This window comes from Shigella sp. FC1567, from assembly GCF_001743015.1.
GTDB classification, from domain to species: domain Bacteria; phylum Pseudomonadota; class Gammaproteobacteria; order Enterobacterales; family Enterobacteriaceae; genus Escherichia; species Escherichia coli.
In genome coordinates this window covers 1-15,127 of the sequence record NZ_MIIV01000002.1, presented here as the reverse complement: position 1 = coordinate 15,127, position 15,127 = coordinate 1, and the positions used below count along the sequence as shown (strand labels likewise).

General features: G+C 55.0%; 22 protein-coding genes and 2 pseudogenes. 2 read left to right on the top strand and 22 right to left on the bottom strand.

The window, feature by feature from the left end; genetic code table 11:
• Positions 1-131 precede the first annotated feature (131 nt).
• The 17 genes and pseudogenes from BHE85_RS00195 to BHE85_RS00115 all read right to left on the bottom strand — a co-directional run.
• Positions 132-1,751 (bottom strand): annotated as a pseudogene (locus BHE85_RS00195) (tail fiber protein); the annotation flags it as partial.
• Positions 1,752-1,753: 2 nt separating this feature from the next.
• On the bottom strand, positions 1,754-2,284 hold the full coding sequence (locus BHE85_RS00190; RefSeq protein ID WP_000071721.1) for a phage tail protein I: 531 nt from the start codon (positions 2,282-2,284) through the stop codon (positions 1,754-1,756).
• A complete protein-coding gene (locus BHE85_RS00185; RefSeq protein WP_001111959.1) occupies positions 2,277-3,173 on the bottom strand; it encodes a baseplate assembly protein in 897 nt (298 codons plus the stop codon). The genes BHE85_RS00190 and BHE85_RS00185 overlap by 8 nt, the downstream gene beginning before the upstream one ends.
• A 3-nt stretch (positions 3,174-3,176) precedes the next feature.
• The gene (locus BHE85_RS00180) at positions 3,177-3,527 is read right to left on the bottom strand and encodes a GPW/gp25 family protein (protein ID WP_000213447.1); all 351 of its coding nucleotides are present in this window, start codon (positions 3,525-3,527) and stop codon (positions 3,177-3,179) included.
• Positions 3,524-4,090 carry a phage baseplate assembly protein V gene (locus BHE85_RS00175; protein WP_004983444.1) on the bottom strand — a complete coding sequence of 189 codons (567 nt, stop codon included), beginning with the start codon at positions 4,088-4,090 and terminating at the stop codon, positions 3,524-3,526. Before BHE85_RS00175 ends, BHE85_RS00180 begins: the two co-directional genes overlap by 4 nt.
• Positions 4,091-4,101: 11 nt before the next feature.
• On the bottom strand, positions 4,102-4,737 hold the full coding sequence (locus tag BHE85_RS00170) for a phage virion morphogenesis protein (RefSeq protein ID WP_000356319.1): 636 nt from the start codon (positions 4,735-4,737) through the stop codon (positions 4,102-4,104).
• A complete protein-coding gene (locus BHE85_RS00165) occupies positions 4,730-5,197 on the bottom strand; it encodes a phage tail protein (RefSeq protein ID WP_000920592.1) in 468 nt (155 codons plus the stop codon). Before BHE85_RS00165 ends, BHE85_RS00170 begins: the two co-directional genes overlap by 8 nt.
• On the bottom strand, positions 5,184-5,381 hold the full coding sequence (lysC, locus tag BHE85_RS28305) for an Rz1-like lysis system protein LysC (RefSeq protein WP_097738121.1): 198 nt from the start codon (positions 5,379-5,381) through the stop codon (positions 5,184-5,186). Before lysC ends, BHE85_RS00165 begins: the two co-directional genes overlap by 14 nt.
• Positions 5,335-5,742, bottom strand: a complete 408-nt coding sequence (locus tag BHE85_RS00155) for a DUF2570 domain-containing protein (RefSeq protein ID WP_001437610.1) — start codon at positions 5,740-5,742, stop codon at positions 5,335-5,337. Before BHE85_RS00155 ends, lysC begins: the two co-directional genes overlap by 47 nt.
• Positions 5,739-6,131: a M15 family metallopeptidase gene (locus BHE85_RS00150; RefSeq protein ID WP_000072322.1), complete on the bottom strand. Its 393-nt coding sequence runs from the start codon at positions 6,129-6,131 to the stop codon at positions 5,739-5,741. Before BHE85_RS00150 ends, BHE85_RS00155 begins: the two co-directional genes overlap by 4 nt.
• A complete protein-coding gene (locus BHE85_RS00145; protein WP_000104350.1) occupies positions 6,128-6,451 on the bottom strand; it encodes a phage holin family protein in 324 nt (107 codons plus the stop codon). The genes BHE85_RS00150 and BHE85_RS00145 overlap by 4 nt, the downstream gene beginning before the upstream one ends.
• 2 nt (positions 6,452-6,453) lie before the next feature.
• Complete coding sequence (locus BHE85_RS00140) at positions 6,454-6,654, bottom strand: tail protein X (protein ID WP_000864901.1); 201 nt, start codon at positions 6,652-6,654, stop codon at positions 6,454-6,456.
• The gene (locus BHE85_RS00135; protein ID WP_000156922.1) at positions 6,654-7,148 is read right to left on the bottom strand and encodes a head completion/stabilization protein; all 495 of its coding nucleotides are present in this window, start codon (positions 7,146-7,148) and stop codon (positions 6,654-6,656) included. The genes BHE85_RS00140 and BHE85_RS00135 overlap by 1 nt, the downstream gene beginning before the upstream one ends.
• A 103-nt stretch (positions 7,149-7,251) precedes the next feature.
• Positions 7,252-8,052: a phage terminase small subunit gene (gene gpM / locus BHE85_RS00130; RefSeq protein WP_000632336.1), complete on the bottom strand. Its 801-nt coding sequence runs from the start codon at positions 8,050-8,052 to the stop codon at positions 7,252-7,254.
• 45 nt (positions 8,053-8,097) lie between these two features.
• The gene (locus BHE85_RS00125; RefSeq protein ID WP_004983495.1) at positions 8,098-8,970 is read right to left on the bottom strand and encodes a P2 family phage major capsid protein; all 873 of its coding nucleotides are present in this window, start codon (positions 8,968-8,970) and stop codon (positions 8,098-8,100) included.
• A complete protein-coding gene (locus BHE85_RS28170) occupies positions 8,967-9,149 on the bottom strand; it encodes a P2 family phage major capsid protein (RefSeq protein WP_005054714.1) in 183 nt (60 codons plus the stop codon). The genes BHE85_RS00125 and BHE85_RS28170 overlap by 4 nt, the downstream gene beginning before the upstream one ends.
• Positions 9,150-9,172: 23 nt before the next feature.
• Entirely contained in the window at positions 9,173-10,009 is an 837-nt protein-coding gene (locus BHE85_RS00115) for a GPO family capsid scaffolding protein (protein ID WP_001262680.1), read from the bottom strand.
• Positions 10,010-10,163: 154 nt separating this feature from the next.
• Between BHE85_RS00115 and BHE85_RS00110 the strand changes: the two genes are divergently transcribed.
• Positions 10,164-11,915, top strand: coding sequence for a terminase large subunit domain-containing protein (locus tag BHE85_RS00110; RefSeq protein WP_000613741.1), 1,752 nt, complete (start codon positions 10,164-10,166; stop codon positions 11,913-11,915).
• On the top strand, positions 11,915-12,961 hold the full coding sequence (locus BHE85_RS00105) for a phage portal protein (RefSeq protein WP_000087802.1): 1,047 nt from the start codon (positions 11,915-11,917) through the stop codon (positions 12,959-12,961). The genes BHE85_RS00110 and BHE85_RS00105 overlap by 1 nt, the downstream gene beginning before the upstream one ends.
• 69 nt (positions 12,962-13,030) lie before the next feature.
• Here the strand turns inward: BHE85_RS00105 and BHE85_RS27985 are convergent, their stop codons facing one another.
• From BHE85_RS27985 to parM, 5 genes and pseudogenes are all read right to left on the bottom strand, one after another.
• Positions 13,031-13,159, bottom strand: a complete 129-nt coding sequence (locus tag BHE85_RS27985; RefSeq protein ID WP_000676505.1) for a hypothetical protein — start codon at positions 13,157-13,159, stop codon at positions 13,031-13,033.
• A 19-nt stretch (positions 13,160-13,178) separates the two neighbouring features.
• Complete coding sequence (locus BHE85_RS26655; protein WP_001369023.1) at positions 13,179-13,322, bottom strand: hypothetical protein; 144 nt, start codon at positions 13,320-13,322, stop codon at positions 13,179-13,181.
• 130 nt (positions 13,323-13,452) lie between these two features.
• On the bottom strand, positions 13,453-14,043 hold the full coding sequence (locus BHE85_RS00100; protein ID WP_001289966.1) for an ead/Ea22-like family protein: 591 nt from the start codon (positions 14,041-14,043) through the stop codon (positions 13,453-13,455).
• 63 nt (positions 14,044-14,106) lie between these two features.
• Positions 14,107-14,418 (bottom strand): plasmid partitioning/stability family protein, encoded by a 312-nt coding sequence (locus BHE85_RS00095; protein ID WP_000211289.1) that lies wholly within the window; start codon positions 14,416-14,418, stop codon positions 14,107-14,109.
• Positions 14,419-14,422: 4 nt separating this feature from the next.
• Positions 14,423-15,028: pseudogene (gene parM, locus BHE85_RS00090) on the bottom strand (plasmid segregation protein ParM domain-containing protein); the annotation flags it as partial.
• Between the last annotated feature and the right edge of the window lie 99 nt (positions 15,029-15,127).

Genomic DNA, 15,127 nt, shown 5'->3' with positions numbered 1-15,127 from the left:
ATATTCGCCCTGACTTTCCAGAACCATACGAATCGCCCTCTGACGGACTTCGGGGGAAAAACGAGTATTTTTAGTCATCCTGTTTACCTCTTTCTCAGGAAGTTTAGTCTCCAGGATTCCCGGGGCGGTTCAGAGCTACCACCTAACGCATTCGTCGAACCAACTCCAAGACTGCCATTAATGACAGCATTAACAAGAATATTTAGTGCATCCCATTTCAGCGTCATCAGGTCTTTTGTTGTGGTGCTCTGGCGGCTTCTCCATTTGAAATATTCATTGCCGTTGTCGCCTGTTTCAAACCACATGTATGAATCAGTGTCACCATCGGCATCATTTTTAAATCCAATCTTCGCCCAGTCAGTATTTCGAATCCAGGCAAGGATTGAGTCATTTTCAAAAGTAAGCCCACCGGACAAGGTATCGCCATTTTTTTGCACGGCGTTACCAGCCCTGTTTACCGTTTCCTGTAAACCGAGGTATTCGATAACGGCAGCAACGGTCGATTTCGCAAGAATATCCCGCCCGACTTTTGTCAGGGTTGCCAGGCTGGCGACATCATTCCCCGTAAAATACGGAAACCTGTCTGCCGCAGTAGCAAGCCCGGCCAGCGCCGTCAGGGTGGCATCTTTCGGTTGCTTACCCGCAAGCGCGTTAGTCATGGTGGTCGCAAAATTCGGGGCGTTTCCCAGCGCCGCCGCTAACTCGTTCAGCGTATTCAGTGCGTCAGGTGACGAATCTACAAGGGCGGCAATCGCAGCCATAACGAAAGCCGTGCTTGCGATTTGGGTATTATTCGTTCCCTGTCGCGCAGCTGGCGTTGTTGGCGTTCCGGTCAGCGCAGGACTGTTTAAGGGCGCTTTCTTGTTCGTTTCATCCATTACCGCCTTAACCGCTTTCGATGTCGCGGCCAGTGTTTCAGACGTGCTGTTGGTGGCACTACTGAGCTGGACTATCCCTTTTTGTGCCGTCGTGGCGTCCTGAGCGGTATATTTTGCGTTAGCAAGGTCATACGCGGCCTTTACTGCTTTCGGCGTTGCAGCCTGCGTTTCAGACGTGCTGTTGGTGGCGCTACTGAGCTGGACAAGGCCTTTTCGCGTCGTGCTGGCATCCTGCGCAGTATATTTACCGTTAGCAAGATCATACGCGGCCTTTACTGCTTTCGGTGTTGCAGCCTGCGTTTCAGACACGCTGTTAGTGGCGCTACTGAGTTGAACAAAGCCTTTTGCGGTCAGCGAGGCGTCCGGGTGACGTCGTGACTGTTCATGCTCTTTCAGTTTGTCATCCACGTAATCCACTGTGGCCATCACCATGGTGTTGTCCACGGTAAGCGCCACGGTGGCAGTGCTGGATACGGTCAGAATGGTGCGAAATGTTTGTGCACGACCGGACCCTTCGGCAACGGCTGGCTTGTAACTTTCGGCAGTATTTCCCACCGCGATTAAATCGCCGTGCTCATCAAATACACCAATTTCCCGGATCCAGAATCCGCCCGTTTCAGGAGGAATAACCAGCTCCGCAATAATGCGGTTCTGATGTGTTGCGTCCAGGATGACGCGATTAACAGTATGTCGCCACACCTCATGCACCAGACGGGTCTGCTTACTGTCTGGTGTGGGCAACGTGCCGCCACCGTCGCCCACGGCCATATGAGTCAGGCGGACAGGCTTACCATCTGGCGCGGCTACCTGAGCTAATTTTTTTGCACCCGTATCGGTGATAATGGTTTTAAATTTTCGTGTTGTGGTACTCATGCTTAATCGCCTGGATAAATGGTAATAACTTCACCGTCATAAGTTGCCGCCGCTGCGAAAATATCCCCCGGAATTTCCTGAATGATATTCAGCCCTGTCATGTGGCGGCTGACCGGGCGGGCATCAGCAATCAACCGCTCCATTTCCAGATACATTTCCTCCGTCACGCCACTGTCCAGCGTGCCGACTTCAACGGTAAATGTTCCCGGTTCTCCGCCGAACTCCCACCACTCAGACACGCGAATGAGGTATCCCAGCGGCTCAATGGCCCGGCGCAGTGCGCTGATGGTCCCTTTGTGTCGGTGTATCAGCCATGCATCACGAATAACCTGTCGCTTTGTCTCTTCCGGCCAGTTGCGATCCCAGCGGTCAACGGAAAACGCCCAGGCGAGATAAGGCAGCAGATGCACCGGGCAGGTGTCCGGCGACCACAGCGTGTTGAGGTCTACCGGAATGTCTGTAATGCGTGTTCCGACGGCTTCGGCACAACGCATGAAATTGCTGGCTGATGGTGGTAACAACGAATTACTCATTGCGTCCACCTTCGCTGATGGTGAATGACTCACAGCGCGCCGCCTGTATGTCGCTGATGGCCATATTCTGTGTGGGTTCGATTATCTCCACGCGTTGCACACCGTGCACATGCAGTGCGGCAGCAATGGCGGACAACGCCACGTCCTGACCGATAAGCCCCTGCTCAGCCAGCCACTTCCTGAACGACGATTCAGCCGCGGCCAGAATAGGTTCGGATTCCGGGCCGGGGTAAAAGTACAGTTTTGCATTCAGCCGCCATGTCACGATTCTGGCACTCTGTACGGTCAGGCGGTCGGCCACCGGGCGGGTATCCTCTGCATTCAGAACGGCGCGAACGGTATTAAGCAACGCCTCCGTTGCTGTGCCGTCGCCCTCAGTGGACAGGATGGAAACCGTCACGTTGGCCGGAGACGGGCTGATGGCCCGCGCATCGCGTACCAGACCGCTGGCGCTGCGTGCAAAATACTCGTATGCACCTGACGGGCCAGCAACACTCAGACCGTCATATGCCCGTTGCGCCCGTAGTCTCAGCGAGGTGTCACTTTCCATCACTGCATCGGTGGTATCCGTTGCCGGAGTGATAACCAGGCGCTTTGTGTTCATATTGCCCGCGAGGTTGTCCAGGTCTGTCCCGGCGCTGTGGCTTAGCATGCAGGCGCGTGCACCCTCATTGACCCGCTGGCGTAACAGCATTTCACGAAACGACATGGTTTGAGCGATAACGTTAAGGGGTTCCGATTCCAGCTCCAGCGCGGCGGAAACGGCTTCACGCTGTTCGGCGGGATAGGACGCAATCATCATGGCCTTTGTGTCAGCCAGAATTGCCTCAAAGTCAGGCTCCGCGATGATGGCGGGTTCCGGTAACTGTGAAAGGTCAACGGCAGGCATGATTTACTCCCTCAGCGTGATGGTTAATTCAACATTCTGCATGGTCTGCATGACAGTGCCCGACAGCGTCACCCCGGCGCGGCCTCCTGCCTTCCAGACAACGTCGATAGCGTCCAGGGCAATGCGGGGTTCCCATCGTGTCAGCGCAATCACGGCAGCACTCATGCATTGCAGACGCGTGGTGTTATTCATGGGTTCGTCAATCAAATCAGGCACAAGGCTGCCATATTCCCGTCGCATAACCCGGCTTGCCAGCGGGGTGGTCAGGATGTCCCTGACTGACTGTTTCAGGTGCTCCATATCGTTCAGGTTTCCCGTTCCGTCCGGGTTCATTCCTGTGTAGCGGGTTGTCACTGCGGGCCTCCTGTCGAATCGCTGCCACCTTTAACGCCACCGTGTTTATGCGTATGCACTGTGATGCCGTTTGAGGTGAAATTGCCGCCGCTGTGCGTGATATTGCCGCTCATCTTTCCCCCTTTTGTGACGTCAAGCGTCGCCGTTCTCAGAAGGTCTGTGCATTCCACGACGGGCGTATCCAGTGTCACGCTGACGGATGCCTGCAGGGTGGCTGTTTTCATGCCGCTGGCGCTCAGTGCGCCTGCGTCCGCGTCGTAGCGGAACACCGCGCCATCCGGCGCGCTGACCACGATTTCTTTCAGGCTTTTGCCGGGGGCCGGAATGGCATCACTCCACAGGCTGCCAATTATCATGGCGGTTTCCGGGTTGCCGCCAATGCAGGCAATTACCACCTGTTCGCCTGGTGATGGCGGCAGCCACACATTGAAGGCTCCCGCGCGAGAGGTGTTCCAGCGCAGCCAACCTGTTTCCAGTTCGCCGCTGCGAACGCGCACGCGCCAGGACTTCTCATCAACTTCAGAGATGATCCCGGTGCGGATGATATTGCTCAGTAGCCGCATGAGTTCTGCGCTCACCGTACAGCCTCCGCAATCCGGCCCAGCACCGTGTTATAAATCAGACGCTCATCTGCCTGGCTGATACCCAGCAGCTCACGTACCGGGTAATCGGTGAAAATGCCCGGCGCAACCTGATCGCGCTCACCGAACTGATGAACGCGTGCAATACGTGCGGCCACGCCGCTGTAACCCACCGTCACACCGGAAGCATCTGCACGGGCTTTCAGGTAGCGGGCGGTGCGCAGTTTTACGAACATGGGGACGCGCTTTGTGCTGTCCTGGTTGATGCGCCGGGTGCGTATTTCCAGAAAGCGGTCGATGTCATCCCGGTAAAACGTGCGGATGCTGTTTTTATCCTCATCCCACCCGGTGATGGTTCGCCCGTATTTCCCCGTGTCGTGATGCCAGTTTTTCAGCGTGCGTGCTTCGTTATTCCAGATAAAGCGAATGCGCTCCTGTATCCGGGTTACGTGGCGTCTGCGTGGTGTCCATGCGGTCCCGTCCGGCGCTTTCTGTGGCCGGATACGTGCCTGCTGGGCGCGGCGTAAATCCTGTGCCAGCTTTCTGGCGATGTTATTGATGGCCTGCTGATTCAGGCTGTCGCGGATGGCCTCAAAGGTTTCATCCACGCGAGTGAATGCCTTATCCATCGCTTTCACCCCACGTCACATCCTGGAATACATGCGACCAGTCGCCTTCGGAAGATGGCAGGCGGGGTTTTGGCTCCAGCAGGTGTTCTGCCTGCGGTGTGCCCTGACTGCTGCGCGTGATGCGAACGCGTTCCCGCAGGGGGAGCGTAAACAGGAGATCGGCGCTGTCATCGTCATTGATAACGGCGGAAAATTTGATGTCCTGATTACGCTCAGGGTTGAGCAACAACTGTGGCTGATTTTCGGATAACCACGCCAGCAGCGGCAGCGTGAGGTCGTCCAGCTCCCCGGCGTAATCCATGACAAACATCACCATCTGATAGCGGTAAACAAACGATGGGGTTTCTCCGGTCGTTTCAATGTTGCCGCTCTCCACGAAAATGGTGAATTTTTCCGGGTTAGCCTGACACCATCGGCATGAACGGGTCATGGCTTCACGCAGGGAATCAGTTTTCAGCATGGTTGTTATCCTCGTTGTTCAGTCGTTGCAGCCTGCGCTGTTCCAGTAATTCAATGGCCCGTTTATCCGCGTTACAGGTTTCCAGTGCATCCAGAAGGCGGTCGCCCCATATACCGAGATTTCCCCATGTGGGAGTGTCAGGGAAGGGGGGAGGCGTTACCGGTATGGTCAGCGTCTGCGGTATAAGCCGGACTGACGGCGCTGGCAGTGGCGCGTTCTGCGTGCCTGCGCAGCCTGTCAGTAAAACGAGCGTCAGGCAAAGCGTGGGCGCATTCATCTTTTGCAATATCGTTGCGTAGCTGTTCACGTCTTACCTCTCCGTCCTGATTGCGTTGCTGATTTTCCACGCGGAGTTGCGCCAGCACCTGCTGCATATCCTGTACCCCGGCGCTGATGATATTCAGGGTGTCGGCGGTACTTTTCAGGGTGCTGGCCTGCGCTTCGTTTCTGGCGTTCTCCCGGCCCAGCGACCACGACAGACGCATGGATGTTCCCCATCCGGCAGTCAGAAGGAAAGCGACGCCAAGCGTGGGCCAGAGCTTCATGCCGGATAGGCTCCGTGTGGTAACTGAAAATGCGGTCCGTCTTTCAGGGTCTTCCAGTCGCCGCCCCATTCCACCGGAATATTCAGTTCCCGGCTGGCCTGTCTGAATGCTGCTGCGATTTTTTCGTACAGCGGCCATTCCCATGACATCTGGCTGCCGATATAAGCCACAACATCCACGGCATGCCCCGTAAGGTGGCGGCTGTTCATGGTCTGGCTCTTACCCGTGGCCACCAGTTGCTTCTGGCGGTAACGGCTGCGCAACCCTTCGGTGATACCAAAATCCACTTCCGAGATTTCCAGTGCCCGTCGGGTCACTTTCACCAGATCAGGATTTACACCCTGCAAATTCTTTTCGCTCCGGCTGCTGAATTTAAATGTGTTGCTCATTCGTCCTTCTCCTTCACCCTGCGATTAAAGGCCGCAATAACCTTGTCGCGTGCTTTCTCTGCACCCATAAAACCGATTGATGCGCCGATAAACGTCACGGCATCTTCAGGAAACCCGAAGAAGCGCAACGACCCGGCCACGGCCATGGCAAGAACGCCGCACGCCAGCGATCCCGTTACGGTCTGAACCAGTGTTCGTCCGTCATAAAGGCTCATCAGCGCGGAAATGCTGACCGCCGCGCCTACTGCATACACCGTTGGCAGGTGGTCAAAGAGCCACGCAATAACCTGCTCTGTGATCCCTGTTTGAATGGTGCTCACTGCTACTCCCCCCACAACTGAATCATTTCTCGTTTCTTCTTCTCCGGCTCCGGCATCTCCACTTCCTGCCCGGCGTCCAGAAATACCTGCTGACAGAGTCCGGGGTTGGCATCCAGCACCTTTTCGGTGACGCCCTGCGTCGTGCCGTAGTACCGGAAACAGAGCGAATCCACGGTGTCGCCTTCCAGTGCCTTCACTTTCATCAGCACAACTCCGCAAAGATTCGCGGGCGGCACAGAATGTCAGAGATGGCCCAGCTCACATCACGCCACAAATCCGATGTCTGTATATCCAGAGCGTCTGCCCGGCGGTCGCCCTTGTCCGTAGTGTCTGCATCACGATAACGCTCCAGAATCAGGGCGCGCGTGGCGGTATAAACAGCATTGCGCCAGTGCCAGAGATTGACGCTTTCTCCGTTAATTACGGGTGCCGGAACATCGGCCAGCGTCTGATGGCCAGCTGCCTGCTGTTCCTGCTGCCATGCTTCCAGCTCGCGGGTAACGTGTGCCACAGCCCCGGTGGCAGTATGCAGCAGGCGGGAGGTGGTCACGCGCCCCGGCAGTCGTACCGCCAGACGCAGCTCGCGCAGCACAATATCCGGCCAGAATGCACCCGCTGAAATGCGGGTATCGCCATCATCGGTATCGGTGATGTCGTCCTCTGCGGGTCCGGGTTCAGTTCTGGCAACTATAGTCATGGGGTTCACTCCTGAAAAAAAATCGGGCGGTGGGTGCGCGGTGTAAACGGTCACGGAGTCAAACTGGAACACCGCGCACGCCGCCCGCTGACGGGGTCAGTCGTTAACCGCGCTTCGCCTTCTGCGTCGCGGTGGTTTTTCGTGTTGCAGGCTTCCGCGTTGTCTTTTTACTTTTGCTGCTTTCGTCCTGCGCCTGCTGTGCGCTGGCGTCTTCTGGTTCGGCTGCGGAATCGGCTTTTTTCAGGGCGCGGGAAAGGGTTGCAATCTCGCGTTTCACACCTGCGTTCGGGTTCAGGTGCATTGCTTCGCGCAGCAGCTTCAGTGACAGGGCCATGCTGTCCGCATCACTCAGGCCACGGCGGGCAAAGGCGCACGCTTTGCATAATTTGGCGCGCACTTCGTCCGGCATGTCCTGGTCGGTGACAATCTCCCGGAGGGTGTCCAGTGGTTCGATAAAGGCGGACAAATCCGCGTCGGCATCCGTCCCGGCCTGCGTCAGTACCGGATTACAGATTTCTTCGGTCAGTACCGTGGCAGCAGTACGGCCAAAGTTATCCGGCATGATGAGGTTGTGACGGACTACATACGCGCCGATACGCAGCGCAAGCGGAAGATCGCCACAGTCAATCGCCCACACCATCAGCGTGGCAATCACTTCATCCTGCTGCCCGCCGTCAGCCTCCAGCGTTCCCTCAATCCAGCCGGAAAAATCCGGCAACAACTCTTTTTTGATGGCGGCTTTCGCGCTTCTGGCCTGTACGCCCTTAAGCCGGGCCTGTGCCAGACGCAGACGATACAGCACCTCTTCATGCGCGGTACGCGCGGCGTGGTCCACGCCTTCATTCGCCCGGCCTGCGCGCTGTGCCATCACGTTCTGCCAGTGTTGTTGTGCAGGAGTAATCATTTTTGCTCTCCGTTACAGGCGGGCATGATGCCCGCCGTGAGTTGATTAGCTGTCGGCGAACTTCAGGCCAGTAACCATCGCGCACTTGCCATAGTCTTCAACGACATAAGCGTCATTGATGGACTGGTAGGTGGCGATGCGGTTGTATTCCGGCTCGTCTTTCATCAGGCGACGCATTGAACCTTTCTGCCAGTAAATCGACAGGTTGTTGAACGAGGTGATCAGCATCGTTGCATCCGGGAAGAACGGCGCAAGGAACACGCCCAGCCCGCCAATGGTGCGCGATGACAGGATGAGCTGCCCGGCGAGTAATTCCGCATTGGGATTCTGGCCGCTGATGCTGTTCAGCACGGGCAGACGCAGCGAGTTAAACAGGTTGCGCCCCATAATCACCACGAGGTCGTCAGCTTCCTTGTGCCATTCATCCAGCAGGGATGAACGCGCGTCCTGTACCAGTGCATCAGCGTTCGCATACTTACCCGCGTGCGCCACGGTGTTGTCCATGTTGCGGGAGGTCAGCGTCACGTCATTCATAACGCGTTCGCTGGCGTCGGTTCTGATGTGCTCCAGCCAGCCCACGTTAACGTCCTGAAGCAGCTTGTTGGTGCTGAAGTTGGACTCATCCGCGTGAGACGTGCCGTTGAAACCGATCATGATGCGGTCAAGCGCCACCTGTCGGGCAATCTGTGCGCTGATGCGGGACTGAAAATCAGGGTGTGCCGACCAGGCATCAAGCTGCGGATACGAAATAAACGTGTCGTAGTTCACCTGTTCACACTGATATTTGCGGTTTTTCAGATCAACCACGTTATTCGGGTTACGGCGTTTTGTGCCGTCATAACTGGTATTCGTGCGCGCAATCGGTCCTGTGGTATCCAGGAGGATTTTTTCGCCTTTCTGGTCGGTCACGCCGATCACGTTATTTTTTTCGTAAATTCGGTACTTTCCTTTGAGGCGTTTTCAAAACGCTGCTGCACCGCGGGTTCCACGGTAAATCGCGACACCAGTGCAGATACCGGGATATTATTAAGCGACACCTGCTGCGCCATATAGCAACCCAGCTTGTTGCGGGTAATATCTGACATCACCAGATTCATAAAAAATTTGCTCCTTTGTCTAATCAGAAGTCGGCCAGCTGGTCGGAGGCTGCGCCCGTTGCGGTGAAGCGGTTCTGCGGATCGCCGTCCTGCGTGCGCAGTTTTTCCTTCAGTGCTGCCAGCTCTGTGGTCAGTGACGTAATTTTCTGGCGGTCCTGCTGATGGCGGGTTTCCAGCACATTAAAACGGTCGATAATGTCGGCCTGTGACGTTGCGACGCCTTCCACCGCTTCCTGAATACGGGAAAAACTGGCGTCATCCGCTTTGCGGCCACGGCCAATAATCCCCATTACGCGGTTAAACCACTGGGTGCCTTCTTCCTGGCGTTGTTCTGCCATTTCGATGATTTCAGACTCGATGGCTTCGGAGATAAGCGGCGCTTCACCCTGGATACTGTTAAACGTCATCACCGCCTGACGTTGCTGTGCCGTGAATTTCAGGCGCTCAGTGCCCAGGCTTGCCGGGGTGTCGGTCATCGCCAGCCCGACCAGATAGGCGCGCCCGTTAACGGAGAACTGCGGGTGCAGTTCGATACTGGAATAGATTTTCTTGCCGTCCGCAACAAGCTGCTTCATGCGCTCGGTCGGTTCGATTTCTGCATACAGCGCAGTACGTCCGGCCAGCGGACCTTCCGTAATCTCTTCCGTACTCAGTGCGGTGACATCGCCCATTGCGGAAAATTCGCTTGACGGGCATGGCGAGAGATAGTGCTCAACGTTCACGCGGGCAGCGTAAACATCCGGGTTGAAGTTCTCGGCGGCTTCACGCAGATGCACCGGACTGATTTCACGGCCATCAACAGTTGATCCGGAGACAGCCACGCGAAACTTTTTGCGGGATGTCTTTTTTTCATTAGCCATAGTTTTTGCCCCTCTGACTGGTTCTTCAGTCATGATGGCAAAGCGTAACAGGCTGATACAAAGGGCTTTTGTTGTAAGAAAACGGCCAGAACAGAGGGTTAAGGAGAACAGTTTCGCGCGCGGGTAATCTTCCTGTAATTACTCAGGGGGAGCAATGATTCAGGACGCTTTTGTGCGCCAGCGTGCGCGGCAACTTTACTGGCAGGGTTATCCGCCCGCAGAAATATCACGTCTGATGGGAATAAACCCGAACACGATTTATGCGTGGAAAAAACGTGACCAGTGGGATGAAACGCCACCCGGGCAGCGTGTCACGCAGTCCATCGATGCGCGCCTCATCCAGCTTACTGAAAAACAGAATAAAACAGGCGGTGACTTTAAGGAAATAGACCTGCTGACCCGGCAGCTTAAAAAGCTGCATGATGGCCAGCCGGATGTGATGGCCGCAGGAAAGAAAGGCCGGGCGAAAAAACTCAAAAATCATTTCACGCCGGAACAGATTGCCGCACTGCGGGAAAAAATCATCAGCAGGCTGGAGTGGCATCAGCGGGGCTGGTTTGACTCCCTGACCCTTTGCAGGGAAGCCGGGATACGTAACAGGATGATCCTGAAATCCCGACAGATTGGGGCGACCTGGTATTTTGCACAGGAAGCACTGCTGATGGCGCTGCGTGACGATGTGGCGCAACCTTACCAGCGTAACCAGATTTTTTTGTCTGCGTCGCGTCGTCAGGCGTTCCAGTTTAAAAGCATTATTCAGAAGGCCGCGGCTGAAGTTGATGTGGAGCTGAAAGGGGGCGATAAAATCATCCTCTCCAACGGCGCAGAGCTGCATTTTCTCGGCACTTCTGCTGCGTCGGCACAGTCCTATACGGGCAATTTTTATTTTGATGAATTTTTCTGGGTCAGTCGCTTTGCTGAACTGCGCAAGGTGGCTGGCGCTATGGCAACCCTCAGCGGACTGCGGCGCACCTACTTCTCCACGCCATCCACCGAAACGCACGAGGCATACGCCTACTGGAACGGCGACCGCTGGAACGAGAAAAAGGCCTCGCATAAACGCCAGCGTTTTTCTGTGGACTGGAAAACGCTGCATAACGGGCTTATCTGCCCTGACCGGACGTGGCGGCAAATTGTCACGCTGGAAGATGTGGTTAATCACGGCTGGAAACACACCGATATCGACGAAATTCGTGATGAAAACACCGAAGACGAGTTCCTCAATCTCTATATGTGTGAGTTTGTCCGCGAAGGGGAATCGGCATTTAACCTGAATATCCTGATTGGCTGCGGCGTTGACGGATACGACGACTGGAAAGACTGGAAACCTTTTGCTCCCCGCCCGATGGGGAATCGTCCGGTATGGATTGGGTATGACGCAAACGGCAGCAGTGGCAACGGCGACAGCGGCGCTGTGTCCGTGGTGGTTCCTCCGTCTGTTCCTGGTGGCCGTTTTCGAACGGTGGAGACGCGACGCGTTCAGGGGCTGGAGTTTGAAGAACAGGCCAGAGTCATTGAAGAGTTCACGTGTCGCTACAACGTGGAACACATCGGCATTGATGTGACGGGCGGGAACGGGGAGGCTGTTTATCAGATAGTGAAACGGTTTTTCCCTGCCGCTATTCCGTACACCTTCACGCTGTCATCAAAACGGTCGCTGGTACTGAAAATGCTGCAAATAATGCGTGCCGGGCGGTGGGAATACGATCGCGCCGAACGCGAGCTGGTCGCGGCCTTTAACGCCGTGCGTAAGGTGAAAACACCGGGCGGCTTTATCACTTACGAAACGGACCGAGCGAGGGGGATCAGCCACGGCGACCTTGCGTGGGCAACCATGCTTGCTGTCATTAACGAACCGATTGGCGGCGAAGGAGAAAACGAGCGTTTCACGGTTATGGAGTTCTGATGAGCAGAAAAAATAAAAAAGTGCGCATGAGTTCACGCATTGATCTCGCTGATGCGCTCAGGAAAGAATCATCGCTCAGTGCATTCACATTTGATGGTCCTTATCGCCTGACCGGGCATGACCTGCTGGACAATATGTACTGTGCTGATAACGGGCGGTGGTATGAAACCCCGGTGGACTGGTACGGTCTGGCAAGAGCTGCCCGGCAAACGTCCTGGCATCAGTCTGCGCTTTATTTTAAGCGCAATGTATTGCTCGGTTGCTACATCCCGCACCCGCTGCTTTCCCGGCAGGATTTCTCGGCGCTGGCGCTGGACTGGTTTGTGTTCGGTAACGCATTCCTTGAGCTTCGAAGCAATATGCTCGGCGAACCGCTTAAATTACGGCACGCCCTGGCGAAATACATGCGACGCGGAAGCGATCTTGAATCATGGAGGTATGTGCAGGATGGCAAGGATGCGTTTCAGTTTCGCCCAGGCAAAGTGTGTCACCTGATGAATCCTGACATTAACCAGGAAATCTACGGCATGCCGGAATATCTCGGCGCATTACTCTCGGCCAGCCTGTCTCATTCGGCGGACATGTTCAGAAAACTGTATTACGACAACGGATCCCACGCCGGGTGCATCATCTACATCGGTGCCGCGCAGGTAAACCGCGAAAGCATGGACTCCCTGAAAGAAACGCTACAGGGTGCGCGTGGTGGTGGTGCGTTTAAAAACGTGCTCATTCATGCGCCCAACGGGGGCAAAGAGGGGGTGCAAATTTTGCCGTTCCAGCAGATCACCGCAAAGGATGAGTTCATGAATGTTAAGGCGGCATCCCGTGATGATGTGCTGGCTGCGCACCGCGTTCCGCCGCAACTGATGGGGGCGATGCCGGGTGAAAAAAGTGCGTTTGGTGATGTGGAGAAGGCCGCGCGGGTTTACGCAATTAACGAGCTGATGCCCGTCATGGAGGCCATGAAGCACATCAATGACTGGCTTGGCGAAGAGGTGATCCGCTTTAACCCTTACGCACTGTTAGACATCCAGCCCACATCCTGACGCGCTTCGCTTGTCTGCTGCTTCGCCGGGGCAAAAAAAAATTTATGCCCCGACTCTCCAGCTCCTGTATCAGTCAGATAATTTCACGACGCCTTCCAGTTTATCGCCACCATCGACGGTCAGACTCTTACGCAATCCCACCGCGTTGACTGCATGTTCTCGCCGCCTCAGTGCGATTTTGACGGCCTTACCTTTCACCCCATCAAATCAGAATCCCTCACGTATTTTTCACGCTCAGCGTGAGAAATACGGCCATTCTGTCGTGTCGCTGCGACATCGTTAAGGGAACGCTATTTACCCCCTGAAACGCGGGCTGTTCCCCCGTCACCTGCGCGCAGAAAAAGCGCGTTTTTTTGTGCACGCACGGATCCTTGACGGATCCAGCCGCCACGCGGGCTGGAAGGGCAAAAATTCGTTCAAAAAAATTGTGCAAATTTGTGCACTATTGTGCAGCAGGGCGATGTGCGATTATCGCCCTGGTTTGAGGGGGATCAGGTGTTATTTTTATCTGTCGTCAGTGGGCTAAACCATCCACAATTTACATCGCATGACTGATGCGTTCTGTCCTCGTGTTTCTCCTGCCACAATGCTTTTCCGCCAGCCTTTATGATGGCTCTTTCAACATCCCGCTCGTATCGCAAGGGCTGAAATACGTCATTAATGAAATATTCGCTTATGTCCGGAAGCGATACTGCAAAATTATTTGTTTGTTGCGCCGTCCTGCTATGCAGCAAAGCGGCATGCTTTAATGCGTCCTGTGCTTTCTGGAATTTAAGTGCATAGTCAGTGGCGATTTTTTCCAGTTCAGCGATTCGGTTGTCTTTGGTTTCCAGCCAATCAAGTAGCGCCAATACTTCAGGATCCCCGACATCCAACACTGTTACGCGTGATTTTTCATAATGTTCGTCAGCAAGAGTTCGGCCAATTTTGAAATCTCCATCATCACCATAACCGGAGCAGGCATAAACAACCTGTGCTCCAGATATTCGCTGAATTGACATTTCCTCGCCGCAAATAGGGCATTTCGGTACTGGCACAGGTGAATAACGTTCACGTAATGCCTGATAGTTGATTTCGCTCATTAAGTCGTTCTCCTTGTTTATGTTCTGAGGTGGAGAGCAGGGCGAACTCGCCCTGATGTTGTGTTATTCAGGAAATAACGCCCGGATATTTCCGGCCATCTGACTGGTTATCTGTGCGGTTGATACTGGCTGTGATGCGGGGCGTTCTGTCCTGGTTTGTGTCACTGATAACGCTTCATCACCAGCCCATGCAGCCAGTCGATAAGCCTCTGCCGGATTCATTTTCAGAAGTGCCAGCCCGGCCAGAAAAGCCACGCGTTGGCCGCTTTTGCGGGCTTCTGGTGTAAGGCTGTCCAGCCAGGCGCATGCTTCTCCTTCGTTCTTGACGGCGGTGGGCTTCAGATAGAAACTTATCCGTCTGGTTGGAGTCGTCATTGGTTTACTCCTTGTCCATTGCGTACAGCCCATTAACCAGAGCAAACTGTGGCACCCCGTCCGCGATGAAAGTCGCATTAACTCCGCAGGCTTCGCGGATAGCGGGTGCCACAATCTCCGCCCCTCCACCGACAACCATCACCCGCCCGTAACCCGAAAAAACCGCCAGCGCGCGGATCACGCGTTGTTTCAGTGTTTCTTCCTTTTCACGAATTACCGCCATCAGGCTGGCGTAATGCGCGTCATTGTGGATGTGCTGGCGCAGCCAGGCTTCATCATGGCGATGTTCGATAATGGTATTGGCGATGTGGTGACTGGTGCGCATACCGTTAGTGGCCATCACCGACAGTACGGCATCGGCCATCAGAGAAACGCCCACGTGTGGATCGCAAAACACCTGGCTGATACCTGCCAGTTGCCCCTGAACCTTTGCCACATCCAGCGTGGTTCCGCCCAAATCCACAATCAGCAGGGATTCAAACGGACTCATGTCAGCCAGTGCCTTAAAGCCAGCCGGAATGGATTCAGGCATAACCTGTACGTTACGGATAGTGAATGCTTCGCCGTTCTGGTACTCCACCGGGCGCATGACGTTCGCTTTTTTGCGGTTTGAAGTGGTCAACAAAAACTGGCCACCGAGTTAGAGTTTTTCCAGTATCGATTTTCCGATTCGTTTGGGGGGAACCCACCGTTATATTCGTGCGGTCTT